Source organism: Streptomyces sp. S07_1.15, assembly GCF_020739505.1.
Lineage (GTDB): Bacteria > Actinomycetota > Actinomycetes > Streptomycetales > Streptomycetaceae > Streptomyces > Streptomyces xinghaiensis.
The window spans coordinates 771693-796457 of the sequence record NZ_JAJBZK010000001.1 but is presented as its reverse complement, the minus strand read 5'-3'; the positions used below and the strand labels follow the sequence as shown (position 1 = coordinate 796457).

The window sequence follows — 24765 nt, the reverse complement described above, 5'->3', positions numbered from 1 at the left end:
GATGACGAACACCGTGCCTGCCGCCGGGTTCGCCCGGCGGCTCGCCGGGACCCTGCACCGCCGCCCCCGGCTGCGGCTGTCCCTGCTCCTCTCCGCGCCGCTGACCTGGCTGGTCCTGGCCTACCTGGGCTCGCTGGCCGCGCTGTTCCTGTCCGCGTTCTGGACCACGGACAGCTTCACCTCGAACGTGGTGAAGATCTGGAACACGGACAACTTCACCGCCCTGTTCACCACCGAGGCCTACCGCCAGGTCGCCCTGCGCAGCGTCGGCATCGCCCTCGCGGTCACCGCCCTGTGCGCCCTGATCGCCTTCCCCGTCGCCTTCTACACGGCCCGCATCGCCAAGCCCACGTGGCGGCCGCTGCTGGTCGTCGCGATCCTCACCCCGCTCTGGGCCAGCTACCTGGTCAAGGCGTACGCCTGGCGTCTCATCCTCGCCGACGGCGGGTTGCTGGACTGGGCGCTGGCCCCGTTCGGTCTCGAAGGCCCCGGCTACGGACTCACCGCGACCATCCTGGTCCTGACGTATCTGTGGCTGCCGTACATGATCCTGCCGATCCACGCCGGACTCGAACAGCTCCCGGCCAACCTGCTGGACGCCTCCGCCGACCTCGGTGCCCGCACCGCACGCACCGTCCGCTCCGTGGTGCTGCCGGTGCTCCTGCCGTCCGTCGCGGCCGGCTCGGTCTTCACCTTCTCGCTCAGCCTCGGCGACTACATCGCCGTGCAGATCGTCGGCGGAAAGACCCAGCTCATCGGCAATCTCATCTACTCCAACATCAGCCTGAACCTGCCGCTGGCCGCGGCCCTCGGCACGGTACCCGTGGTGATCATCGTGCTCTATCTGCTGGCGGTGCGCCGCACCGGAGCACTCAGCAGCCTCTGAGGTCCCCGGGCCGCCGGAACCTCACACCCCCGCGCCCCCGCAACTCCGCAACTCCGCAACCCTCCGACCGTACGACCGTACGACGCACAGCGAAGGCCCCACGATGAATCTCTCCCGCCCCGCGCGCATCGTCCTGCGCGTCACCGCCGGGCTCGGCTTCGCGGCCATCTACATCCCGCTGCTGCTGGTCCTGGTCAACTCCCTCAATCCCGACCGCAGCTCCGGCTGGCCGCCCCCCGGCCTCACCTTCCACTGGTGGTCAGCCGCCTGGGAGAGCGACGGCGCCCGCGAAGCCGTGTGGACCTCCGTCAAGGCCGGGCTCGGCGCCACCGCCATCGCTCTGGTCCTGGGCACGCTCATCGCCTTCGCCATCCAGCGTTACTCGTTCTTCGGCCGCGAGACCGTCTCCTTCCTCGTCGTCCTGCCGATCGCCCTGCCCGGCATCGTCACCGGTGTCGCGCTCAACACCGCCTTCCGCACGGTCCTCGAACCGCTCGGGGTCGGGCTCGGCATGTTCACCGTCGTCGTCGGCCACGCCACCTTCTGCATCGTGGTCGTCTTCAACAACGTCATCGCCCGGCTGAGGCGGATGCCCGGATCGTACGAGGAAGCGGCCATGGACCTCGGGGCCCACAGCTTCCGCGCCTTCGCCGACGTCACCTTCCCGCTGGTGCGTTCCGCGCTGGTCGCGGGCGGGCTGCTGGCCTTCGCGCTGTCCTTCGACGAGATCGTGGTGACCACCTTCACCGCGGGCCCCGGCATCCAGACCCTGCCCGTCTGGATCTTCTCCAACATGGCCCGCCCCCAGCAGGCGCCGGTGGTCAACGTCGTCGCCGCCGTGCTCGTCCTGCTCTCCGTCATCCCGATCTACCTCGCCCAGCGGCTGTCGTCCGACACCGCGGCCGGCAGCCGGGTCTGACCCCCGCCCACCACGCAACACCCGCCCCGCCGACCCTCCCGAGGAGACGCACCATGACCACACTCCGCGCCCTGCGCAACCACATCGACGGTGAGCCCCGCGACGCCGCCGACGGACGGACCACCGCGGTGGTCAACCCCGCCACCGGCGAGGCGTACGCCACCGCGCCGCTGTCCGGGCCGGCGGACGTCGACGCGGCGATGGCCGCCGCCGCCGCGGCCTTCCCGGCCTGGCGCGACCGGACCCCCGCCGAACGGCAGAAGTACCTCCTGAGGATCGCGGACGCCTTCGAGGAGAGGGCCGAGGAACTGATCGCCGCGGAAGTGGAGAACACCGGCAAGCCGACCGGCCTGACGCGGACCGAGGAAATCCCCCCGATGGTGGACCAGATCCGCTTCTTCGCGGGCGCGGCGCGCATGCTCGAAGGCCGGTCGGCCGGCGAGTACATGGAGGGCATGACCTCCTTCGTCCGCCGGGAGCCGGTCGGTGTCTGCGCGCAGGTCGCGCCGTGGAACTACCCGATGATGATGGCCGTGTGGAAGTTCGCCCCGGCGCTCGCCGCGGGCAACACGGTTGTTCTCAAGCCCTCCGACACCACGCCCGCCTCCACCGTTCTGATCGCGGAGATCCTCGGCGGGATCCTGCCCGCGGGCGTCTTCAACGTCATCTGCGGCGACCGTGACACCGGCCGGGCGATGGTCGAGCACCCGGTCCCGGCGATGGTCTCCATCACCGGTTCCGTACGCGCGGGCATGTCGGTCGCCGAGTCGGCGTCCAAGGACGTCAAGCGCGTGCACCTGGAGCTGGGCGGCAAGGCCCCGGTCGTCGTCTTCGAGGACGCCGACCTCGCCCAGGCCGTCGAGGGCATCACGGCGGCGGGCTTCTTCAACGCCGGGCAGGACTGCACCGCCGCCACCCGGGTGCTCGTGCAGGAGGGTATCCACGACGCGTTCGTCGCCGCCCTCACCAAGGCCGCCGCGGACACCAGGACCGGCGCTCCGGACGACGAGGACGTCCTCTACGGGCCGCTGAACAACCCCAACCAGCTGCATCAGGTGGCCGGTTTCATCGAGCGCCTGCCCGCGCACGCCACCATCGAGACGGGCGGCCACCGGGCCGGTGAGAAGGGCTTCTTCTACGCCCCGACCGTCGTCTCGGGCCTGAGGCAGGACGACGAGATCATCCAGAACGAGGTCTTCGGCCCGGTCATCACCGTCCAGTCGTTCACCGACGAGGCGCAGGCGCTGGAGTACGCGAACGGAGTCGAGTACGCGCTGGCCTCCTCGGTCTGGACGCAGGACCACGCGCGGGCCATGCGGATGTCGAAGAACCTCGACTTCGGCACCGTCTGGATCAACACGCACATCCCGCTGGTCGCGGAGATGCCGCACGGCGGCTACAAGAAGTCCGGCTACGGCAAGGACCTGTCGGCGTACGGCTTCGACGACTACACGCGCATCAAGCATGTGATGACCTCCCTGGACGGCTGACGCGGGGGCGGCCGGGGACGGGGGCGGGGGCGGGCAAGACGATCGTCGCCCTCCACCGCGTGTGCCACATGGGCGGCAAGCTTCCCCCGGCCGCGACAGGCCCTACCGCTTCAAAGGGCTGGAGTACCGCTGTCTGGTCATCGCCGGGGTGGCCGAGGGGCTCGTCCCCCGCGCCTCCGTGGACGCGTGGGAGCGCACGGACCCGACTCGCCACCGGCGAGAACTGCACCGGGCGCGCTCACTGCTCTTCGTCGCGGCGACCCGCGCCCGCGATGCGCTCGCCATCACGTGGCACGGCGAACCGAGCCGCTTCCTGTCACCGCTGCTTGCGCCCCGGTGACGAGAGCGCCCTCTCCGCCAACGCCGGAGAGGGCGGCCACGGCCGCGAGGAAGGTGGTGTCACCAGCTCCATTGCGGCCGCAGGGCTGCGGTCCGCGCCGGTACGGGGATCGCGAGGCACTGGCCGCGATCATCTCCGTTGGCACGACGGGCCGGACCCGGCGGCAGCTGCCGCCGGTCCTGGGGCCGTCGGGGCCGACCGCCTCAGTGCCGGACAGCGCAGCCCCCGTGCTCGGTGAGCAAGGTGCCGGTGATGTCGCGGAAAATCGCATCCTGGTGCCCGGAGAGGAAGAAGTGGCCCCCCGGGTAGACCTTCATGCCGAAGTCGGCGGCGGTGTGCTCCGACCAGGAGCGCACCTCGTCGAGGGTCGTCTTCGGATCGCTGTCGCCGGTGAGTGCTGTGATCGGGCACCGCAGTGGCGGTCCGGGACGGTAGCGGTAGGTCTCAATGGCCTTGTAGTCGGCACGGAAAGCCGGCAGCGCCAGGTGCAGGAACTCTTCGTCGCCGAGGATGCTGCTGTCGGTGCCGCTGAGGAGGCGCACATCGGCGAGGAGCGCTTCGTCGCCGAGCCGGTGCACGGCCTCGTCGCAGTGTCGTGAGGGAGCCCGGCGCCCCGAGACGAACAGGTGCGCCGGTACGGTACCGGCTCGCTGCTCGAGGAGCCGGGCCACTTCGAAGGCGAGTGTGGCGCCCATGCTGTGTCCGAACAGCGCCAACGGCCGGTCGGTCAGCGGAGCGATCGACGCGTAGATCTGCCGGGCCAGTTCGTCGAGGCTCTCCACGCCCTCTTCCCGCCAGCGGTCCTGACGCCCCGGATACTGCACGGCGAGCACGTCGAGGTCCGCCGAGAGAGCCCGGGAGAGCGGGACGAAGAAACTGGCCGCTCCGCCCGCATGGGGCAGGCAGAGCAGCCGAAGCGCGCGGTCGGGCGCCGGGTGGAAGCGCCGTAGCCACAGCGCGTGGTGCCGGCCCTCGTGCGGTTCGGGTGCGGTCATGCCGGATCCGGCCCCCTTCGTGGTGCGGCTTCGTTGTGCGGCGGTCACGCGGTGGCGTGCGAGCCCGGTGCGCGAGCCATCTGACGGGACGTTACGAACGCGCCGCGACGGCTATCGAGGGAAGGGCCCCGGTGCCCTGGACGCTGATGAGCCCGTCCCGGCCCGGGGGCAGATAGCGCACCAGGCAGCCCGCGGGCCGGCCGTCGAAGAGATAGGGGCTGAGCAGGGGGAAGACATCGTCTTCGTAGGTTCCGGAGCCGTCCTCGGCGGTGAGCTCCATCCGGTGGGGGACGGAGTCGAGGTGCTCCTGGGCGATGTAACCTCCCGTGCGCACGGCATGGGTGACCGCGTCGTGCCATGTGGTCTCGTCGCTGGAGCGGCCGAACACCACGCCGTGGCCGCCGAGGCCGAGGCCGGGCTTGAGGACGAACTCCCCGGGGTGGGCCAGGAGCAGGTCGGGGATCGACTTGGTGATGCCCCGCCACTCGGCCGGCCGGTCGCCCACGACCCTCGTCCAGGGCACATAGCGGTCCACCACGGCCCGGTCGTCCTCGGTCATCCAGGGCAGGCCCTCGGAGATCCATCCGAGAACCTGCTTGTTGGCGATGAGATAGGCGCTCTGCGGAGCGAGGAGCACACAGCCCTCGTCGAGAGCCGCACGTATCGGGGACAGGTCGAGACCGAGACGGGTCCAGTCGTAGACGGTGAGGTGGCGCAGCCCGAGTGCGTAGCGCTGTGTGCCCGGAAGGCCCAGACCGTCGAGCAGATCCTCGGGTTCGAAGAACTCGGCGCGCAGCCCGTGGCGTCGGAAGGCCGTCACCTGCAGATCGAAGTAGCGCGTGGTCCGGACCGAGCCCAGATCGCGCAGCGTGCCGACCACCGCGACGGCCGGTGTGACGCCGAATTCCCGCGCCGCGCGGGAGAAGAGTCCGGCGCGGGCCGACAGCGGGTCGTATCCGGTGAAGGGAGCCCGGTCGGCCCCGCCGAATACGGTCTGCCACGCGGAGGAGTTCACATGTGTTTCGACCACCCCGCCGATACCGGAACCGACGTTCATCTCCAGGAACTTGGGACCGTCGGCGGTCACGGTGATGTCCGGGCGGGCCATGCACGTCGCGTAATCCACTTCCCAGGGACTGTCCACCCAGAGCGGGTAGCGCTCCTCCGGCACGCCGAGTGCCGCCATGCGGCCCAGGGGGTCGGGGGCGCTGGCGAGCAGCGCCCTTCGCAGGAGGCCCAGAACGCGTCGGGTCGCGGTGAAGAGTTCCTCGTACGAGGATTGCGGCAGGACCACGGGCCGCATCGACCGGAGATTCGCCGGGTAGTCCAAGTCGTCCAGGGCCTGTTGCATGTGGGCGGTGACTTCGGGTACCGGCATCCGGGTGGAAAGGGGGACTTCACCGGTCCCGTACCAGTGGCGGAGCGTCATGGGTTACGCCCCCTTCTCGAATGTGCGCTTGATCCAGCCGAAGAATGCCTCGATGACCTGGGTGCGCCCGGGTTCCGGCAGCACGGTGAAGCCGGCGCTGGCCGTGCTCCACTCGTTGAGGACAGGCCCCTGCTCGGTCATCAGCCAGTCGATGCAGATGTACTCCGCTCCGAGGCTCCCGGCGATGCGGCGGCACATGTCCGCAACCTGGCGGTGGTCGTCCGTGGCGGCTGCGCTGCCGCCCTGGCTGATATTCGCGAGGTAGTCGCCGGGCCGCGGCCTGCGGGTCAGGGAAGTCACCACCTCCCCGTCGGCCACGTACACCCGCATGTCACCGGAGTGCGGGATGAAGGGCTGAACGATATACCCGCCGGTGGCCTGGGCGACGATGTCGATCGCGGCGGTGAGTTGCCGTTCGGAGTCGACCTTGAGCACGGCGACGCCCATGCCCATCTCGCGGGGCTTGACGATGTAGGGCCCGTCGCCGATCTCGCGCACCGCCTCGGTGACCGCGCTGCGGGCGTACCGGCCGAAGGGCACCGCGATGGTCCTGGGGGTGGGAATGCCGAGCCCGGCTGCATGCTGGAGGAGCGCGAGCTTGTCCCGCTCCAGATAGTCCGGGCCGGACAACGTGCGGTTGAGCAGCACGGAATCACTGGCCTGGATCGTGCGGTAGATGGCACGCAATCCCTGCAGCCCCTGAGGATCCTGGCTCTGGTCCTCGACGATGAAGCACTGCCGCCGCCCGAGAAGATCCGTGCCCTGATAACGCAGTACCGGTTTTTCAAGGCATGACGGTATGAGCTCGCCCGCCCTGAGCACCCGAAAATCGAAATCGATGGTCGCCGCTGCCGCGGAGTAACGCTCGTAGAGGCTCTTCTCGAACTCCACGGTCTGTCCGGGATCCAGATCCTCGGCCTGATAAATCCAGGTGATGAGGCCGGATGCGGAACGGCCCTCCGCTTCTTTCCGTGACGCTGAAGATTTCTCGCCCGAGATTGCCATGGTGCCTCTTCCTGAGCCGGCCGTGAAGTGATGGAGAGGTGGGAGGTGGGGAGTCGTGCGGCCGAAGGCATACAACGTCAGTGGCCCTGGGGCGGGCAAGTCCATAAGGCAACTCGTCTGGATAGGCGATCTTGCCGTCGTGCGCCCCCTGATGTTACGAGCCCCTGCCTCCCGTCCGATATTGGTTGATTGCGTCAATTTTTTCCTGCGGATGGACCGGATGGCCGCAGTATTTTTCAGTCGATGTGTAATCCGTGGCTAGGTTTTGCATCCGGGCCCATGCATCATGGGCCCGGATGCATTTGCAGTGGGCACGTGACAGGAGCGGCAACCAGTAGGCAGTAGGCGGCGTATGAAAAGGGATCCGCATGCTTCTTGAGAACGCCATCTCCCGCTATTACGAGCGACTCGGGCCGGTACTGCGCCGGCTGCTTCCGGAACCGGAAAACGGCGACGGGCCCGCGTTCTCACCGGGCATCGAACTACCGGAACTCACCCCGGCGGTCCGGGAGTACTTCGCCGCCTCCGATCTGGCGCACACACCCCTGCGCGCCTACCGGGGCAGGAGCCTGGCGCTCCTCGACCTGATGCGCAATCCGGCGACGCTCACCACCAAGACCTTCGCCTCGCTGGTCATCGTGGCCCGGGCCATCCGCTTCATCCAGGACACGGGGGAGCGGGTCACGATCGTCACCCCCTCGTCGGCGAACAAGGCCGCTGCCCTGCGCGACGCCGTGCTGCGCGCGATCGAACTCGGACTGGTGACCCCGCAGCAGCTGAACGTGGTCGTCGTCGTGCCGGTCGGGTCGACTCCGAAGATGCGCGACTCCGGGCTGTTCACGGACCCCGAGCTGCGGGCCCGCAACCCCATCGCCGTCTACGCGGGAGACGAGCCCGGCACGGTCAAGGCTCTGGCCCAGAGCGTCGTCGAGGAGCACGGCGGGCACATACGGAAGGCCGTGGGCACCAACCTCTGGTACACACTGCGACTGGAGAACTACCTGGCGGCCGACGTGGTCCGCGCCTTCGCCGAGGCGGAATTCTTCGCGCCCGCCGACAACGAACCCCGCCTCCACGTGCACGCGGTGTCCAGTGCGTACGGCCTGCTCGGCCACGCCTACGGCCACAGCCTCCTGAAGCAGTCGAACACCCAACGCCGCCTGCCGCCGCGGTACTTCCTCGTACAGCACCTCGGCGCCCCGGACATGGTGCTCAGCCTCTACCACGGGTCGGCCGCCCCCGAGCACGCGCCCGCCTACGTCTACGACCCGGACTCGGGTCTCTACGGCCAGCAGCGGGACCAGCGCTTCCCGGCGCTCACGTTCGACCCCCGGGAAATCCTCGACACGACCTTCTACACGCGCAAACCGGTCACCTCGCCGCGTATGAACAAGCTCATCCGGGAACAGGGCGGCGGCGGCATCGTCGTCTCGCTCTACGAGTGCCTCGAGCGCTACCCCTACATCCGCGCCGTACTCGGCGAGGCCGGAGTGGAACTGCCGGCCGACCCTCGCGCGCTGCGCGAATGGTCGCTGGTCATGGCGATGACCGGAATCCTCAACGCCATCGACCGCGACCTGGTCCAGGAGCGGGACGTCCTCGTGCACGGTTCCGGCAGCTATGCCTCCACCGGGTACGTCCCGCTCTCGGCCCAGGACATGTGGCCCGTCGAGGACGAGTCCTCGCTCAAGGACGTCGTACTCAAGGCTTCGGGCCTGTGACCGCCCCGGAACCCCGGCCGACGGCCCTCGTCATCGATCGGTTCGAGGCACAGGCCGGTCGCACGCCGGACAACCTCGCGGTGGTGTCCGACCATGCCGAGTACGACTATGGCGAACTGAACGCACGCGCCAACCGGCTGGCCCGGCTGCTGGTTTCCCGCGGCATCGGGCCCGAGGACATCGTGGCCGTCGCGAGGGAGCGGAGCGCCGGACTGCTGGTGGCGCTGTATGCGGTGCTCAAGGCCGGAGCCGCCTATCTGCCGGTGGACCCCCGGTATCCGGCCGGCCGCATCAGGACGCTCCTGGACGACGCACAACCGGCCTGTGTGCTGACCGATGAGTCGCTCGGCGATGTTCTCCACCCGTACGCGGCGACGTCCGGGGTTGAACTCCTGTGCCCCGACTCCCCGGCCACCCGCGCCGCGCTCGCACAGCTGCCCGCCGGAAATCTCACGGACGCGGACCGGAAAGGCCCGTTGCGGCCGGAGAACGCGGCCTACGTCATCTACACCTCCGGGTCGACCGGCCGGCCCAAGGGAGTGGTGGTCGCCCACCACGCGCTCAGTGGCTATCTCCGGTGGGCCCACAAGGCCTATCCGGGGCTCGGTGGTGGCGCGATCCTGCACTCCTCGGTGTCTTTCGACCTCACCGTGACCACACTCTTCGGCCCGCTCACCGCCGGCGGCACCCTCTACCTGGGCGACCTCGGCCATCTCGACCCGGGGCTGTGGCGTGCCGGACGGCCCGCTCCCACCTTCCTCAAAGTCACGCCGAGCCATCTGCCGCTGCTGGAGTCATTGCCCCAAGGCGCTCTGGAAACAGGCGAGTTGGTCGTCGGCGGAGAACAACTGTGGGGCGAGTCGCTGAGGCGATTCCGCCTCCGGCACCCGCAGGTGTCGGTGGTCAACGAGTACGGCCCCACCGAGTCCACCGTCGGCTGTGTGGTGCACCGGGTGGCACCGGGCGAAGGCCCCGTCACCGGCGCGGTTCCGATCGGTATGCCCTGCGGGGACACACGCGCCCACGTGCTGGACGAGCGGCTCCGCCCCGTGGCCGCCGGAGCACCCGGGGAGCTGTACATCGCGGGTGGCCAGCTCGCCCGCGGCTATCTGGGGCGGCCCGGCCTGACGGCCGAGCGATTCGTGGCCGACCCGTACGGGCCGGCCGGAGAGCGGATGTACCGCACGGGCGACCTCGTACGGCAGACCTCCGGCGGACCGCTGGAATTCCTCGGCCGGACCGACGACCAGCTCAAGATCCGCTCCCACCGGATCGAACCCGGTGAGGTGGAGAGCTGCCTGGTCGGCGGGCCCGGCGTGGGCCAGGCCTGCGTCGTCGCCGCCGACGGACCCGGGGGCCCGCGCCTGGTCGCCTACGTGGCACCGGACCCGGACACCGCCACGCTCGATGTGCACCACCTCCGCGCATACGTGGAGGACCGGCTTCCGCGGTACATGTGCCCCACGGACATCGTCGTCCTGGACCAGCTGCCGCTGACCGTCAACGGCAAGGTGGACCGCGGGGCGCTCCCACCGCCCGTGTCCGTCGCCGGCCCGGGTGCGGGAGCCTCCGGAGCCTCGTCTGAGGCGGCCGCGCCGGCCACGGAGCCGGAACGGGTGCTCGCCGGTATCTGCCGAGAGCTCCTGGAACTCGACGCGGTGTCCGTCACGGACAACTTCTTCACCGTGGGGGGCGACTCCCTCCTCGCCATCCGGCTCGTCGCGCGGGCCCGTCGCGCCGGCTACCGCCTGACCCCCACAGATGTCTACCGCAGCGAGAGTATCCGCGCCCTTGCCGCCCTGGCCGAAGGGCCGACGGCATCCGTGCGTGCCGACCACTGAGCGTTCAAGGGAGAAAAGGGGCCATGCAGACGGAACCGACGGCGTATCCAGCTGTGCTCGGAGAGTGCTCCGGTCGCAGCGAGGGCACCGCGCACACCCGAGTCATCGTGTACGAACCCGGGCCGGCCGGCCTGCGGACCACACGATGGGCGGCGGAACACCGGTCGCACCTCATCGACGCCCTGGACCACTGCGGAGCCGTGCTCGTGCGGCGTGCCGTCGACCAGGCGGAGACACTCGACCGGGTGGCCGCGTGCGTGGGCGGTGAACTGCTCGACTACACCGAGCGATCCACCCCGCGCAGCCGGGTCGGCGGCCACGTCTACACATCCACCGAATATCCGGCCGCCCAGACGATCGCGCAGCACAACGAGAACGCCTACGCCCGCAGTTACCCCCGCTGGCTCTTCTTCGCCGCGCTGGAGACCGCCACGACCGGAGGCGAGACGCCGCTGGCCGACAGCCGGGCCCTGGTCCGGCGCCTGCCGCGGGAGCTGGTGGACCGTTTCCGGGCCAAGGGTGTGCGCTACTCCCGTACCTATCGCGAGGGCATGGGCCTGACCTGGCAGGAGGCTTTCCAGACCCGCGATCCGCGGGAGGTCGAGAGGTACTGCGGGGCGCATGGCATCGACCTCGAGTGGACCGCGGACGGATTGCGCACCCGGCAGCACGGTCCGGCCCTGGTCGCTGACCCGCGCAGCGGCGAGGAGTCCTGGTTCAACCAGGCTCACCTTTTCCATTCCTCCAATCTTCCGCCCGATGTCCGGGAATCCCTCGCCGAGTTGTACGCGGAGGAGGACATGCCGCGCGCCGCCCACTACGGGGACGGCACGACGATCCCGGACGAGGAGATGGACCTGGTCCGGGCGGCGTACGACGCGTGCTCCTTCGCTTTTCCCTGGGAGCGCGGTGACCTGCTGCTCGTCAATAATCTGCTCGTATCGCACGGCCGGCGCCCCTATACCGGAAGCCGCCGGACACTCGTCGCGATGGCGGAAAAGATATCGACACGACGTACGGGCCCGGAGGCCTACGTCTTCGACCTGTGATCCCGTGCGAATTGACAGACAAGGGTGCGTTATGTCTACAACTTCTCATGGCTACCTCACCACCTGATCCGGCGGACGGCCGGCCGGTGACCGTGAATCCTCCGCTGCGCAGAATGCGCAACTTCAGAAACCTCTGGCTGTCCCGGGTGCTTTCCGTATTGGGCTCGTCCGTCACGCTCGTGGCCATGCCGGTACTGGTGTACCAGGAGACGAAATCTCCTGTTCTCGTTTCCATGGTCGCCGCGGGCGAGGCTCTCCCCTACGTATTCTTCGGGCTCCTTGCCGGAGCCATCGCCGACCGTGTGCACCGCCGCCGTCTCATGGTCGCCGCCGACCTGCTCAACTGCGTCTGCCTCGGCAGCGTGCCCCTCGCCGCTGCCCTGGGCGTGCTGACGTCCGGGCACATCCTCGCGGCCGCGTTCCTGTCGTCCACGCTGTACCTCTTCTTCGACGCCGCCGGCTACGGACTGATCCCGGCAGCCGTGGGACGCGACCGGCTCCCCGAGGCCAACAGCGCGCTGTGGGGCGGCGAGACGGCCGTGCGGATCGCGGGTACGGCGACGGCCGGTGCCCTGATCGCGGTCACCGGCGCCGCCGGCGCGCTGGCCCTGGACGCGCTGTCGTTTCTCGCCTCGGCGCTGCTGATCCGGGGCATCGTCTACACGCCGGCCCACCTGGGCGACGCCACGGGGGACCGGCCCGGCCTGGTGGCGTCCATCCGCGAGGGGCTGCGCTTCCTGTGGGGGCACCCGGTGCTGCGGACCATGACCCTGGCCGGCAGCCTCCAGTCCTTCGCGGGCGGCGCGTTCATCGGCCAGTTGGTCGTCTTCGCCGACCGGGTGCTCGGCATCGGGACGTCGGATGCCCGGATCGGCCTGCTGTTCACGTCATGGAGCGCCGGCGGGATCCTCGGGGCTGTGCTGTTGCCGCGGCTGCGGCGCCGGGCCGGCGCCCTGCGGATCATGCTGATCGCTCTGCCGGCGAGTACGGTGCTCGGCCTCGCGGCCGTGCTGGCCACCGACTGGCGCGTCGCGATGGTCGCGATCACCGCATGGGGCTCGACGTATCTGATGGTCATCGTCAACACCATGACCTACGCCCAGGAAGTCACCCCTGAGGACCTCCAGGGCCGGGTGAACACGACCCGGCGGATGCTTTCGTCAGGCCTTGGAGTCCCGCTGGGAGCGCTGGTCGCGAGTGCGGTGACGGTCGCCGTCCATGTCCGTGCGGGGCTGCTCCTGGCGGTGGCCGCGATCGCCCTGGCCGCGGTGGTCGTGTGGAGTGCCTATCCCTGGACCCGCGTGGCGCACAGGGAAACGGTGGTCTGACCTCCGGAGCCCGCCGGCAGCCGGCTCCGGCCCCTTTCCCGCGGGAGCGACAGCGACCTCTGGAAACCCCGGAAACCCCGGAAAAAAAGTTCTCTATCGGAAGAGGAGTGAGCGTGGGTTCGTACGCCGTTGACGAGATCACTCAGGACCGGCTGCTGTACCGCCTCGCCTACGAGGGCGCACCGATCACGGGACCGTCGCATGCCTGAGCCCGGAGCGATGCCCGGGTCCGGCGCACCGGCCCTGACCGGAATCCGCCCCGCGGCCGAGGGCGCGAGCGCCGTGAGCCGGGTGAACCCGCTTCGCCGCCTGCGCCTGCACGCGGGATACGAGTGGCGCAACAGCGGCAACCGGCTCCTCACGGGCCTGCGTACTCAGTGGGAGAGCCGCGACGGCGCCGAGTTTCCCGTGGTGGTCTCCCGTATGGGAGGCATGTCCGTGGCCTACGCCGGAGTCCCCGAAGGGCTGCGGTACACCCTGGAGTTCACGGAGTCGCAGCGAGAAAAATGGGGCGGCCCGGCGGCGGAGCGGACCAGCGGGGCGCTGCGCGGGCACCAACTGGCCGATCCGGCGCACCTGCCGGACGCGGACATAGTGATCGTCGGCACCAGCGCGGGCAAGGCACGGCGGCTGCCTTGCGCGGCCTCCCTGGTGTTCCCCATGCGGTTCCACTTCGTCGTCGACGTCGACGACGACGCCGAGACCCTCCACAAGCGCGTCTCCAAACGAGAGCGCGCGCAGTATCTGCGCAACCAGCGGCTGGCCCAATGGACCTGGGAGACGGAGGACGACCCGGGACTGTTCGACTTCTTCTACGACCGCATCTACCGGCCGACGATGCGGCAGAGCCACGGCGACCGGGAGCGGGTGGAGGGCAAGGAGGCGTCCTATGAATGCCTCTTCCGCACCGGCCGGCTGTTCTTCCTCCGCCAGGGCGGCGAGCGCATCGGCGGAGCCCTCTGCCACTGGAACGCGTCGGCCAAGGTGCTGACGCTCCGGCTCTTCGGCGTGCTGGACGGAGACAAGAAGCACTACGAGAGCGGTGCCCTCGGCGCGGTCTTCCATTTCCTCATCACATGGTCCGCGCGGAACGGGGTGAGGCGTCTGGACTTCGGCGGCACGGAACCCTTTCTCAGCAAGGGAACCTTTCAGTGGAAACGCCGTTTCGGCACCCGCATCGTGCTGCCCCCGAATCACTTCGGCGCAAAGCGGCTCTGGCTCCACGTGAAGCGTGACTCCCCGGCCGTGCGCGACTTCCTGGTGGCCAACCCGGTCCTCGCCGAGGCCGATGACGGATCGATGGAAGCGGTCTACTTCCACGACCGGGAACGCCCCGCCCGGCTGGAACTGTCGGCGAAATCGCCGGACGGGTACCGCATACGACACGTTGAGCTGGACGAGTTCCTGAGGTGAACCATGAGCAATCCATTCGAGGCCGAGCACGGCGCGTACACGGTCCTGGTGAACGCGGAAGGGCAGCACTCGCTGTTCCCCGAACGCGCCGCCCGTGTGCCGAAGGGCTGGCGGCCGGTCTTCACCGGATCCCGGCAGGCGTGCACGGACCACATCGGCGAGAACTGGACCGACATGCGGCCTCAGAGCCCGGCCCGGCCCTCATGACGGAGGGGGAGTCCCTGATGGCGTACCGCCATGTCACCTTCGGAGACATCCGGGTGTCGTACACCCCCGCACTCGACGGCGGCGGCATGGAGTTCGGACAGGCCTACGTGCCGTTCGTGAGGGAGCGACTCGGCCCGGTCGACCGGCTCCTGGAGTGGTGCGCCGGCCCGGGATTCATCGGTTTCTCCCTCCTCGCCGCCGGGCTGTGCGGAACACTCGACCTGGCGGACATCAACGAGGACACCGAGCCGGCCGTCCGGGACACGGTGCGGGTGAACGGCCTGGACGGGCGGGCAGCGGCCCACGTGTCGGACTGCTTCGCGCAGATACCGCCGGAGCTGAGCTGGGACCTGGTCGTCGGGAACCCGCCACACGTCAACTCCGATGACGCGCAGACCGATTACCGGCGCCGGCACTCTCCGCTGATCTGGCAGGACAGCGACTGGGCCATCCACCGGCGCTTCTACCGGCAGGTGCGGGACCGCCTGCGGCCCGGCGGCAACGTCATCCTCCAGGAGAACCACCGGTTCTCCTCCCCGGAGGACTTCAAGGGCCTCGTCGCGGAGTCCGGGCTCGACCACGTCGGTGTCTTCGACTGCGGCCCGGGCCTGGAGGACTACTACTTCCTGTGGTCCCGGCTGCCCTCCGCAGGCACAGGATCATGAGCGCCCCGGCCGTCAGCACGGTCCACGACACCCATGAGGCCCTGATCCGGCACGGCTTCGGACCGTACTTCGCCACCCCGTGCGGCATCCTCGCACCGCTCCTGGACCGGCTGGAAGCGGAACCCGACTATCACGTCGTCACCCGGGAGGACAATGCCATCGGTCAAGCGGCGGGAGCCGCACTCGCCGGCGCCGCGCCGGTGGCGCTGATGCAGAACTCCGGCTTCGGACAGTCCGTCAACGCCCTGGCGTCGCTGGTCGTCCCGTACGAGATTCCGATGCTCCTGATCGTCAGCCTGCGCGGAGTCGACCCGGACCCGACGCCGGAGAACCTCGGCATGGGCCGGATCACCGCGGCCGCTCTGGACACGTTCGGCATTCCGTATCGCGTTCTGGAAGCCGGAACGGCCGCGGAACGGGTCCGCTGGGCACGCCAGGTCCTCCGGAAACCCCGTTCCGCCGCAGCCCTGTTGGTACGCCCGGACACCTTTGGATGGAAGGCGTGACCGCGTGAACAAAACCGAGGCCATCGCGACCGTCCTCGACACCGCCCGGACCGCTCCGACCGTCTTCACCACGGGCTACGCCGCCCGGATCGGCGCGTCGATCGCCGACCGGCCCGGACACTTCTACATGACCGGCTCCATGGGGCTGGCACTGCCCATCGGCGTGGGCGTGGCACTCACGGCCAAGGCCACCACGGTCGTCGTCGACGGCGACGGAAGCGTCCTGATGAACCCGGCCGGAATGCTCGCCGCGGCACAGCACCCGGACCTCCCTCTCGTGCAGGTCGTTCTGGACGACGGCCAGTACGCCTCGACGGGCGGGCAGCGGACCGGCGCGGACGGTGTCGACCTGGAAGCCATGGCACGTGGTTGCGGCTTCCCCACGGTGGCGACGGTGCGGCACACCTCGGAGCTGAGGAGGCACCTCGAGGCACACCTCGCCGACTGCCGGAGCCCGGCCTTCCTGCGCTGCGTCCTCAGCGCGCCCGACCTCCCGCCGCCGCCCCGTATCGCCGTCCCCCTCGGCCGGCATGCGCGCCGGTTCGGCGAGTACGCCGCCGCGGCGGCCGACCGAAGGCGATCCCCCTTATCGAGTGAGGACGAGGAATCCATGCGTACGGCATCTTCGAACGGCATCCCCCATGACCTCGAACTCGACTACACAGAGATATACGTGAGCGACCTCGATGCCGCCGCGGCCGAATGGACCGAGCGCTACGCCTTCACCAGGGTGGCGACGGCGGGCTCGGCGGAGCAGGGATTCCGCAGCGTGCAGTTGCGCCAGGGAGAGATCTCCCTGGTGCTGACCCAGGGCACCGCGCCCGGACATCCGGCGGTCGGCTACGTCGCCGCGCACGGTGACGGAGTCGCGGACATCGCCCTGCGCTGCGCCGATGTCCGTTCGGCTTTCGCGGCCGCCGTCCGGCGGGGCGCCAGGCCGGTCGCCGAACCCGCCCTGCACCCGGGACCGGTCGTGACGGCGGCTGTCGGCACCTTCGGCGACGTCGTGCACACCCTCGTGGAGCGCACCCCAAACGAGGAACCGGGCCGGCCCCCGGGGTTCCGGCCCCTGCCGGAGACGGCCGGGGGCCGGCACCGCGCCGTGGACGACCCGGGACTCCTCGATGTCGATCACTTCGCGGTGTGCGTCGAGGACGGTGCACTCGACCGCACGATCGAGTTCTACGAGCGGGCTCTCGGCTTCCACGAGGCGTTCGAAGAGCACATCGTCGTCGGAAAGCAGGCGATGGTCTCCAAAGTCGTACGCAGCGCGGCGGGCGGAGTCACCTTCACGGTGATCGCGCCGGATCCCACGGCCGAACCGGGCCAGATCGACGAGTTCATCGCCGGCCACGAGGGCGCCGGCGTCCAGCACGTCGCCTTCCGGACCGATGACGCGGTACGGGCCGTGCGCGCCCTGGGCCGGCGGGGCGTCGGTTTCCTGACCACCCCGGGCGCCTACTACGAGGCGCTGGCGGACCGGATCGCGCCCCGGGGCCACACCGTGGCCGAACTCCGCGAGCGGGGGCTCCTGGTGGACGAGGACCACGCCGGCCAGCTGTTCCAGATCTTCACCCGGTCGGAACACCCCCGGCGGACGCTGTTCTTCGAGGTGATCGAGCGGATCGGCGCCCGCACTTTCGGAAGCTCGAACATCAAGGCCCTCTACGAGGCCGTCGAGGCCGAGCGGCTGCGCGAGCACAGCGGGGCACGGTGGTGACGGCCGGCGCCGTACCCCCGCACGCCGGCCCGCCCCCGCAAGCGCACACGGCGCACGAGCGGTGGCAGGACGCGGTGTGCCTGGAGGACATCGAACGGATCGCCGCGGCGAAACTGCCCGCGGCGGTACGCGACTTCGTGGCCGGGGGCAGCGGCGCCGAACTGACGCTCGCGGCCAACCGCGCCGCGCTTGACCGGGTGCACCTGCTGCCCCGCGTGCTGCGGGACGTCTCCCGGTGCCGGAGCTCGACCACGCTGCTCGGCAGGGCGGTACCGATGCCGGTGGCGGTCGCCCCCATGGGCTACCACCAACTCGTCCACCCCGACGGGGAGATCGCCGCGGCGAAGGCCGCCGCACAGGCGGGCGTTCCCTTCGCCGCGGCTGTGCTGAGCAACCACCCGGTGGAGCGGATCGCCGCGGCCGGTGCGGAGACCTGGTTCCAGCTCTACTGGCTGCGCGACGCCGAAGCGTCCCTGCAACTCGTCCGCCGGGCGGAGGAAGCGGGCTGCACGGCGATCGTGCTCACGGTCGACGTGCCGTGGATGGGGCATCGACTGCGCGATGTGCGCAACCAGTTCGTGCTTCCCCCGGATGTCACCGCCGCGCACCTGGCCTCGCACGGCGGAACCGCCGCGCACCGCCCCGGGGCCGGCCGCTCGGCCCTGGCGGTGCACACGGGGGAGGTGTTCTCCCCGGCCGTGAGCTGGGCCGAACTGGAGCGGCTGCGGGCCTTCACCCGGCTGCCGCTGGTCGTCAAGGGGGTGCTAGACCCGGCTGACGCCCGTCGCGCCGAGGAGTGCGGCGCCGACGCCGTGGTGGTGTCCAACCACGGCGGGCGTCAGCTCGACGGCGCCGTACCGAGTATCGGCGCGCTGGAACCCGTGCGCCGGGCGGTGGGCCCCGGCTGCCAGGTGCTGTTCGACAGCGGGATCCGCTCGGGTCTCGACATTCTGCGAGCCCTCGCCCTGGGCGCGGACGGTGTGCTCGTCGGCCGACCGGTGCTTTGGGGCCTGGCGGCAGGCGGAGCGGCCGGTGCGGAGCACGTCCTGCGCTTGCTGGCCACCGAACTGCACACCGCCCTGGGGCTCGCGGGCTGTGCCTCCGTCACCGACGCGGCACGCCTGGGTACGGTCGGGCATCCGGCGTGGCCCGCCCCCGCAGGCGAGGGGGACGATCAGCGATGACCGCAACACCGTCGTCCGGCACCGGAAAAGTGCAGCTGGACCTCGCGGACCTGCATCCCGGACTGCGGGACCCGGCCATGGAGTCCATGAACTTCCTCAACGAGGTCGCGGGGCGGTACCCCGACGCGATCTCGTTCGCCCCCGGCCGGCCGTACGAAGAGTTCTTCGAGGTCGAGCAGGTCCATGACCACCTCCGCCGCTACGAGCGGTATCTGACGGACGACCGGGCACTGCCGCCCGAACAGGTGCGGCGGACGCTGTTCCAGTACGGCCGGACCAAGGGCATCGTGCACGAGGTCGTTGCCCGTTACCTGGAGACGGACGAGGGCATCCGCACCGACCCGGACGCGCTCGTCATCACCGTGGGCTGCCAGGAGGCGATGTACCTCGTGCTCCGGGCACTGCGCGCCGACGAGAAGGACGCCGTCCTGGCCGTCGCTCCGTCGTACGTGGGACTCACGGGTGCCGCACGCCTGGTGGACATGGAGGTGCTGCCCGTCGCCTCGGGACCGCGAGGGGTGGACCTCGACGACCTGACGGCCACACTGCACCGCGCCCGGCACGAGGGACTGCGGCCCAGGGCCTGCTACGTGGTCCCGGACTTCTCGAACCCGACCGGCGTCAGCCTGGACCTCCCGACCCGACGCGCTCTCCTCGAACTCGCCGGCCAGGAGGATCTGTTGCTCCTGGAGGACAATCCCTACGGCGTGTTCAACGCCGGCGGCGAGCGGCCGCCGACGCTGAAGGCCCTGGACACCGCGGGGCAGGTCGTCTACCTCGGGTCCTTCGCGAAGACCGGCTTCCCCGGAGCGAGAGTGGGCTTCGCCGTCGCCGACCAACTCGTCCGGATCGCCGACGGGCGGACCGGGCTTCTCGCCGACGAGCTCTCGAAGATCAAAAGCATGGTGACGGTGAACACCTCACCCCTCTCCCAGGCAGTGATCGCGGGGAAACTGCTGGAACACGGATACAGCCTGGAGAAGGCCAACCGGCGCGAGATCGAGGTGTACCGCGACAACCTCCGGCGGATGCTCGACGGACTGGCCGGCCGCTTCCCGCCGGACGGCGGAACCCGAGTCGGCTGGAACGCTCCCCGCGGAGGGTTCTTCCTGGTCCTCACGGTGCCGTTCCGCGCCGACGATGCCCTTCTGGAACACTCCGCCAGGGAGCACGGCGTGCTGTGGACGCCCATGCGGCACTTCTATGAGGGAGAGTCGGCGGCCAGGCAGGTCCGGCTCTCCTACAGCCTGCTCACACCGGAACGGATCGAACTCGGCCTTGACCGGCTGGCGGCCCTGGTCCGTGAGCAGGGCGGCTGACCTCGACAAGCCCGGCGCACCGACATGCCCGACGCACACGGCAAGCGTGCGTCGTCCGGTCCGGCTTCTCATCACCGGACCACTCGTGCGGAAGCGAAAGGGGGGAGAGGCACGCCCACGGTGTCGTGGGCGCGCCTCCGGTTCCGGGGTGGGTTCCCGGGCGGTCCTCAGCTCAGCGGTTCCACCCGTACATCGCGGAACCGCACCGTGTTTCCGTGGTCCTGCAGACGGATCGGCCCGAGGGAGGGGCCCTCCGGGGCTCCGCCGCCGGTCGGCCCGTCGATCGTGATGGCGTCGTGGACCGTCTCGCCGTTCCACACCACGGTCACCCGCGCGTCGGCGGTCTTGCGGCCGCTGTCGTCGAAGCGTGCCGCGCGGAACGTGATGTCGTACGTCTGCCAGGTCTCCGGTGCCGTCGCCGCGTTCACGTCCGGTGCCTTCTTCTGGTAGATGGCCCCGGCCTCGTTCGTGTCCGGGGTGGTGTCGCCGTACGAGTCGAGGATCTGCAGCTCGTAGCGGTCCTGGAGGTAGATTCCGCTGTTGCCGCGGTCCTGGCCGGTGACGTCGTCGGGCAGCAGCGGGACGCGGAACTCCACATGGAGCCTGAAGTCCCGGTAGGCGTCCTTGGTGCGGATGTCACCGCAGCACACCTCCATCGACTCCTCGGCCGAGAGCGGCCATGCGGCGGGCCGCCCGTCCGTGTGCTGCCACTGCGCCAGGGAGGCGGCGGTGCCGTCGAAGAGGGTGACCGGCGCGCCGTGCGGGCGCACGGTGATCATGTCGAGGTTGACATGGCCCGTGTCGCCGGTGTCGTAGCGGTACGCGACGGTGTTGCGTCCCGCGCGGAGGGTGACGCGTTCGGTCCGCGTCGACCAGGTGTCCCAGTCGCCGGTCGGGGCGAGCTCCGTCTGCCGCAGCTTCTCCCCGTTGGTATACAGCGAAAGGGACTTGGTGCCCTGGAAAGGGTGGGGGCCGTTGGAGTAGCGCAGGTTCACGTCGTAGTCGCCCGCTTCGGGGACCGTCACGTCGAAGGTCGTGGCGGCCCTGCCCTCCGTGCTGAAGCGGTCGACGAAGCCGCTGCCGGAGTAGCCGGAATGGTCGGTGTTGATGCCGGCCGTGCCGGTCAGGTGTGCCTCCTCGGCCTCGTACAGCGTGGCGGGCGGCGGCTGCTCGCCCGGCAGCGCGTTGAGCGTGTACCAGGCCTCCGTGCTCCACAGCGTCTCGCCGGATGCGGACGCGAAGGGGCGCGGGGAGCGGATGTGCACGACGCGGTCGGGCTTGAGCCCGTCGAGGCGCAGCCGGACCGTGCGGCCGTCGCCGGCGAGCGTCGCCGAGCGGACGGCGAGGCGCTCCTCGGCGATCTTCGGGCCGCCGTAGTCGGATGTCGGGGTGTAGCGCCACTGCTCGGCCTGGTAGCGGGAGGCCAGCTTCTCGGCGGTGGCTGGCGACAGCGGCTGGGTGTACTCCAGGTCGAAGCCGCCCGGTACGGCACGCATCTCCTTGATGTCGAAGGTGTTGCCGCCGTTCGGTGCGAGCTTCTGCAGGCCGAACTTCAGCTTGCCCTCCTGGCCCCAGTTGCCGTCGGCGCCCAGGCCGCCCGCGTAGATCGCGCCGTCGGGGCCCAGGGTGATCCGGTTGACGCCGGCTTCGAGTCCTTGCGTGTAGCGGAACACGGCGCCCTGGTACTGGCCCTTCACCTTCTCCAGGTAGGCGCGCTGGAGTCCGCCGTAGGTGACGTCACCGATGAGCATCTGGCCGGCGAACCGGCCCTCCGTCAACCGCAGTGGTGTGCTGGGCGAGTTGGCTATCTCGTTCTGGGGCAGCCACAGCACCGGCCGGGTCACGGGACGGTCGTCGAACGGACCCGGCGGCTCGGTGTAGTGGTTGAAGAAGCGGTCCTGCTCGATGTGGACGAGCTTGGACGCCGGGAGCCAGCCGCCCTGGTTGTCGGTGGTGAAGATGTCACCGCCGGGGCCCCAGCCGATCCCGTTGGGGGTGCGCAGGCCCCCAGCGACCGGATGGATCTTCCCCGTCTCCCTGCTGATCTTGTACGTGGTGCCGCGGCCCGGTGCCGGCTGCGGAGTGGTGGTCGCTCCTCCGTAGTCGATGGCGACGGACAGGTTCACGTAGAAGTAGCCGTCCCGGTAGAGCAGTCCGAAGGCGAACTCGTGGAAGTTCCCGCCGTACGGCCAGGTGGCGGTGGTTCGGTACTCGTCGGTGACGAAGTCACCGTCGGTGTCGACGAGTTGGGTCAGCTCATGCTTCTGCGAGACGTACAGGGCCCCGTCGACGTGCTGGATGCCCATCGGCTCGCGCAGCCCGGTCGCGATCTTCCGCACCGTCACCTTGTCGCGGCTGGTGTCGCCGGTGACGTGGTCGAGGAGGTACACCTCCCCGGCCGTCTTCTCCGAACCGCCCCACGTGGTGATCGCCAGCCGTCCGCCGGGCAGCCAGTCCATGCCGGTGACCTGCGGCTCGAAGCCGTCCGGACGGAGATCCGTGAGCGTGAGATCGGGGCGTACGCCGGTGAGCGGCAGGCCGTCACCGGGGCTGTCCGCGCCCGCCGCGCACTCCTTGCGCCCCGGCGCGGTGACCCGGACGACGCCGGCGTCGGTGCTCAGCGCCTCGCGCGGCACCACACTGAAGTCTCCCGCGCCCGGCGGCCGCCACGCCAGCGTGAGTTGCTGCTCGCCGCCCCGCTCGAAGTAGTCGACGCGGAACGGGTGGGATCCGGCGGTGAGATGGACCGATCCGTCCTTCGGCTCCGCGCCGTGCAGCCCGTCGTGGTCGATGACCTCCCGGCCGTCGACGGTGAGCCGCGAACCGTCGTCACTGGTGAGACGGAAGGTGTAGGTCCCGTCGCTGGGGATGACCAGGTAACCGGTCGCCTCGGCCGAGAAGTTGTCGGTGAAGCCCCCGAAGTCGCCGGTCGTGGACCAGTCCACGGTGGGCATCAGCTGGTCGTGGTTGGGGGTCTGGCCGGGTTTGAGCGTGCAGAGCCTGCTCAGCGGGGACTGGGTGTCGAAGACCCGCAGGGTGACCCCCGGTTCCTGGGGCGGAATGTCGTCGGCAGCGGCAGCGGACGGGGGCGCGGCCCACACACCCCCTGCGAGGAAACTGCCCACGAGCAGGGTGGTGAGCCGTCTTCGGGCACGTAAGAACAGCCGTGAGTGCATCGGTCCTCCAGGTCGGGACCGGAGGCCGCCGGATCGTACTCCGGTCGAGCTGTACGGATGTACGGATGTGCGGGGACGCGGGTGTGGGGCAAGGCAGTGCTCGTGCGGTCGCGCCGCCGTCACCGTAGGGGACTTCTTCCGAGTGCGTCCATACTTTGTCATCAACGAGTTGAAAGTTTGACGGAGGCAGGGGATTTCGGCTCCCGGAGTGCTCGCCCACCGAGGCCCGGGCCGGGGCCGGACCTGTGCCGGCCGTATGTCGTTCCACCAACTGCCCTGCTGTGCCTTGGCGTTCGGCGCCGACACAGCCCCGGGCCGCGTCCGGTCGCTCAGGGCCGGCGTATCCGGGTGAGTCAGGAGCCGGCGGGTCGGGACGCGGGCCCGGTGCCCCCGCCGGCCGGGCCTCTCAGCACGTCCCGTCCGATGAGGTCCCGCATCACCTCACTCGGCCCGGCGGCGATCGTGGCCGCCCGGGCGTCGCGGTGGGCCCGGGCCACGTCGGACTCCTCCAGGTAGCCGTGCGACCCGTGGAGCTGCAGACTGGTGTCGGCCAGCCGGCACGCCAGCTCGGTGGTGTAGAGCTTGGCCATGGAGCACTCCGCGGCGGGCAGCTCGCCCTCGCCGTAGAGCCAGGCCGTGTGGTGGACGAGCTGCCGGGCGGCGGCCAGTTCGGTGGCGAGGTCCGCGACGCGGTGCACCAGCGCCTGCTTCCCGGCGAGGACGTCGCCGGCCACACGGCGTCCCCGGAGGAATCCGCGCAGCTCGTCGAGGCTCCGCTCGATACCGCCGAGAGCCAGCGTGGCCGCGGCCAGCCGCTCCAGCTGGAGTCCTCTCATGAGGTAGTAGAAGCCGCTGTTCCGCCGTCCGATCAGACGGTCCGCGGGAACGCGCACGTCGTCGTAGGTGACGGTGGCCGTCCCCGCCGAACGCCAGCCGAGTGTCCGCACGGGCTCGCGGCCGATACCCGGCAGACCGGAGTCGGCCACCAGCAGCGACAGCCCCGTCATGCCCGCCCGGCCGGAACCGCCGGCCGCGCCGCCCGTGCGCACGGCCACGACGGCGAAGTCCGCCACCATGCCGTTGCTGACCATGGTCTTGGTGCCGTTGACCACATAGTGATCGCCGTCCCGCGTCGCCGTGGTGGTCAGCCCCGCCAGATCCGCACCCGCCGCCGGCTCGGTGATGGCCAGGGCCGCCACCGAGTCGCCCCGCACCGCCGGGGCCAGATACCGGTGGCGCAGCTCGCGGCCGCCGGCCGCGGCGAGGTAGTGGGTGGCCATGTACGCGTGGACGGAGACGGCGGCGCGCAGCCCTCCGAAGCCCGTGCGTCCGAGCTCCTCCAGGAACACGACCGAGGTGAAGACGTCCCGGCCGCCGCCCCCCGCGTCGCGCGGGTGGAGCAGCCCGAGGTAGCCCCGCTGCCCGAACAGCTTCCACAACTCCCGGGGCAGGCCGCCCTCCCGCTCCCAGCGTGCGGCGTGGGGCAGGACCTCGTCGGCGAGGAACGCGCGGACCTCGGCACGGAACACCTCGTGGTCCGCGGTGAAATAGGGGGACTTCACGATCCGCTCC

19 protein-coding genes and 1 pseudogene are annotated in these 24765 nt (G+C 70.1%); 15 read left to right on the top strand and 5 right to left on the bottom strand.

The features are described from left to right. Position 1 precedes the first annotated feature (1 nt). From LIX60_RS03375 to LIX60_RS03360, 4 genes and pseudogenes are all read left to right on the top strand, one after another. Positions 2 to 886 (top strand): ABC transporter permease, encoded by an 885-nt coding sequence (locus tag LIX60_RS03375; protein ID WP_227957127.1) that lies wholly within the window; start codon positions 2 to 4, stop codon positions 884 to 886. A gap of 103 nt (positions 887 to 989) precedes the next feature. Next, positions 990 to 1805, top strand: a complete 816-nt coding sequence (locus LIX60_RS03370; protein WP_227957126.1) for an ABC transporter permease — start codon at positions 990 to 992, stop codon at positions 1803 to 1805. 53 nt (positions 1806 to 1858) lie between these two features. After that, positions 1859 to 3295 carry a gamma-aminobutyraldehyde dehydrogenase gene (locus LIX60_RS03365; RefSeq protein ID WP_227957125.1) on the top strand — a complete coding sequence of 479 codons (1437 nt, stop codon included), beginning with the start codon at positions 1859 to 1861 and terminating at the stop codon, positions 3293 to 3295. Between the two features lie 103 nt (positions 3296 to 3398). Next, positions 3399 to 3635: pseudogene (locus LIX60_RS03360) on the top strand (3'-5' exonuclease); the annotation flags it as partial. A 203-nt stretch (positions 3636 to 3838) separates the two neighbouring features. On the opposite strand, the gene LIX60_RS03355 reads toward LIX60_RS03360, so the two are convergent. The 3 genes from LIX60_RS03355 to LIX60_RS03345 all read right to left on the bottom strand — a co-directional run bounded on the left by LIX60_RS03355 (position 3839) and on the right by LIX60_RS03345 (position 7064). Next, positions 3839 to 4630: a thioesterase II family protein gene (locus LIX60_RS03355; protein ID WP_227957124.1), complete on the bottom strand. Its 792-nt coding sequence runs from the start codon at positions 4628 to 4630 to the stop codon at positions 3839 to 3841. Positions 4631 to 4721: 91 nt separating this feature from the next. After that, complete coding sequence (locus LIX60_RS03350) at positions 4722 to 6059, bottom strand: hypothetical protein (RefSeq protein ID WP_227957123.1); 1338 nt, start codon at positions 6057 to 6059, stop codon at positions 4722 to 4724. 3 nt (positions 6060 to 6062) lie between these two features. After that, positions 6063 to 7064: a RimK family alpha-L-glutamate ligase gene (locus LIX60_RS03345; RefSeq protein WP_227957122.1), complete on the bottom strand. Its 1002-nt coding sequence runs from the start codon at positions 7062 to 7064 to the stop codon at positions 6063 to 6065. A gap of 368 nt (positions 7065 to 7432) precedes the next feature. Here LIX60_RS03345 and LIX60_RS03340 point away from each other — a divergent pair, with 368 nt between their 5' ends. From LIX60_RS03340 to LIX60_RS03285, 11 genes are all read left to right on the top strand, one after another. Next, on the top strand, positions 7433 to 8785 hold the full coding sequence (locus LIX60_RS03340; protein WP_227957121.1) for a DUF6002 family protein: 1353 nt from the start codon (positions 7433 to 7435) through the stop codon (positions 8783 to 8785). Further along, positions 8782 to 10626 (top strand): non-ribosomal peptide synthetase, encoded by a 1845-nt coding sequence (locus LIX60_RS03335; RefSeq protein ID WP_227957120.1) that lies wholly within the window; start codon positions 8782 to 8784, stop codon positions 10624 to 10626. The genes LIX60_RS03340 and LIX60_RS03335 overlap by 4 nt, the downstream gene beginning before the upstream one ends. 23 nt (positions 10627 to 10649) lie before the next feature. Next, positions 10650 to 11675: a TauD/TfdA family dioxygenase gene (locus LIX60_RS03330; RefSeq protein ID WP_227957119.1), complete on the top strand. Its 1026-nt coding sequence runs from the start codon at positions 10650 to 10652 to the stop codon at positions 11673 to 11675. A gap of 113 nt (positions 11676 to 11788) precedes the next feature. After that, entirely contained in the window at positions 11789 to 13003 is a 1215-nt protein-coding gene (locus LIX60_RS03325; RefSeq protein WP_265584788.1) for an MFS transporter, read from the top strand. A 201-nt stretch (positions 13004 to 13204) separates the two neighbouring features. Continuing rightward, positions 13205 to 14416, top strand: coding sequence for a GNAT family N-acetyltransferase (locus LIX60_RS03320; RefSeq protein WP_227957117.1), 1212 nt, complete (start codon positions 13205 to 13207; stop codon positions 14414 to 14416). Between the two features lie 3 nt (positions 14417 to 14419). Next, positions 14420 to 14623, top strand: coding sequence for an MbtH family NRPS accessory protein (locus tag LIX60_RS03315; RefSeq protein ID WP_227957116.1), 204 nt, complete (start codon positions 14420 to 14422; stop codon positions 14621 to 14623). Positions 14624 to 14640: 17 nt separating this feature from the next. After that, positions 14641 to 15288 (top strand): methyltransferase, encoded by a 648-nt coding sequence (locus LIX60_RS03310; protein ID WP_227957115.1) that lies wholly within the window; start codon positions 14641 to 14643, stop codon positions 15286 to 15288. Then, positions 15285 to 15794: a thiamine pyrophosphate-binding protein gene (locus LIX60_RS03305; RefSeq protein WP_227957114.1), complete on the top strand. Its 510-nt coding sequence runs from the start codon at positions 15285 to 15287 to the stop codon at positions 15792 to 15794. Before LIX60_RS03310 ends, LIX60_RS03305 begins: the two co-directional genes overlap by 4 nt. 4 nt (positions 15795 to 15798) lie before the next feature. Then, positions 15799 to 17514 carry a 4-hydroxyphenylpyruvate dioxygenase gene (hppD, locus tag LIX60_RS31685; protein ID WP_308101081.1) on the top strand — a complete coding sequence of 572 codons (1716 nt, stop codon included), beginning with the start codon at positions 15799 to 15801 and terminating at the stop codon, positions 17512 to 17514. Between the two features lie 74 nt (positions 17515 to 17588). Further along, on the top strand, positions 17589 to 18698 hold the full coding sequence (locus LIX60_RS03290; RefSeq protein WP_374117956.1) for an alpha-hydroxy acid oxidase: 1110 nt from the start codon (positions 17589 to 17591) through the stop codon (positions 18696 to 18698). Then, positions 18695 to 20017 (top strand): PLP-dependent aminotransferase family protein, encoded by a 1323-nt coding sequence (locus LIX60_RS03285; protein ID WP_227957112.1) that lies wholly within the window; start codon positions 18695 to 18697, stop codon positions 20015 to 20017. Before LIX60_RS03290 ends, LIX60_RS03285 begins: the two co-directional genes overlap by 4 nt. Before the next feature lie 167 nt (positions 20018 to 20184). Here the strand turns inward: LIX60_RS03285 and LIX60_RS03280 are convergent, their stop codons facing one another. Together LIX60_RS03280 and LIX60_RS03275 are read right to left on the bottom strand one after the other, a co-directional pair. After that, on the bottom strand, positions 20185 to 23193 hold the full coding sequence (locus tag LIX60_RS03280; protein WP_227957111.1) for a family 16 glycoside hydrolase: 3009 nt from the start codon (positions 23191 to 23193) through the stop codon (positions 20185 to 20187). Between the two features lie 353 nt (positions 23194 to 23546). Next, complete coding sequence (locus LIX60_RS03275) at positions 23547 to 24755, bottom strand: acyl-CoA dehydrogenase family protein (protein WP_227957110.1); 1209 nt, start codon at positions 24753 to 24755, stop codon at positions 23547 to 23549. Positions 24756 to 24765 lie beyond the last annotated feature (10 nt).

Bases quoted from the DNA above. Each gene is read 5' to 3' on its own strand.
- LIX60_RS03345 (WP_227957122.1), bottom strand. From the start codon at position 7,064: ATGGCAATCTCGGGCGAGAAATCTTCAGCGTCACGGAAAGAAGCGGAG.
- LIX60_RS03330 (WP_227957119.1), top strand. From the start codon at position 10,650: ATGCAGACGGAACCGACGGCGTATCCAGCTGTGCTCGGAGAGTGCTCC.
- LIX60_RS03280 (WP_227957111.1), bottom strand. From the start codon at position 23,193: ATGCACTCACGGCTGTTCTTACGTGCCCGAAGACGGCTCACCACCCTG.
- LIX60_RS03370 (WP_227957126.1), top strand. From the start codon at position 990: ATGAATCTCTCCCGCCCCGCGCGCATCGTCCTGCGCGTCACCGCCGGG.
- LIX60_RS03355 (WP_227957124.1), bottom strand. From the start codon at position 4,630: ATGACCGCACCCGAACCGCACGAGGGCCGGCACCACGCGCTGTGGCTA.
- LIX60_RS03350 (WP_227957123.1), bottom strand. From the start codon at position 6,059: ATGACGCTCCGCCACTGGTACGGGACCGGTGAAGTCCCCCTTTCCACC.
- LIX60_RS03375 (WP_227957127.1), top strand. From the start codon at position 2: ATGACGAACACCGTGCCTGCCGCCGGGTTCGCCCGGCGGCTCGCCGGG.
- LIX60_RS03340 (WP_227957121.1), top strand. From the start codon at position 7,433: ATGCTTCTTGAGAACGCCATCTCCCGCTATTACGAGCGACTCGGGCCG.
- LIX60_RS03365 (WP_227957125.1), top strand. From the start codon at position 1,859: ATGACCACACTCCGCGCCCTGCGCAACCACATCGACGGTGAGCCCCGC.
- LIX60_RS03315 (WP_227957116.1), top strand. From the start codon at position 14,420: ATGAGCAATCCATTCGAGGCCGAGCACGGCGCGTACACGGTCCTGGTG.
- LIX60_RS03310 (WP_227957115.1), top strand. From the start codon at position 14,641: ATGGCGTACCGCCATGTCACCTTCGGAGACATCCGGGTGTCGTACACC.
- LIX60_RS03305 (WP_227957114.1), top strand. From the start codon at position 15,285: ATGAGCGCCCCGGCCGTCAGCACGGTCCACGACACCCATGAGGCCCTG.
- LIX60_RS03320 (WP_227957117.1), top strand. From the start codon at position 13,205: ATGCCTGAGCCCGGAGCGATGCCCGGGTCCGGCGCACCGGCCCTGACC.
- LIX60_RS03325 (WP_265584788.1), top strand. From the start codon at position 11,789: ATGCGCAACTTCAGAAACCTCTGGCTGTCCCGGGTGCTTTCCGTATTG.
- LIX60_RS03285 (WP_227957112.1), top strand. From the start codon at position 18,695: ATGACCGCAACACCGTCGTCCGGCACCGGAAAAGTGCAGCTGGACCTC.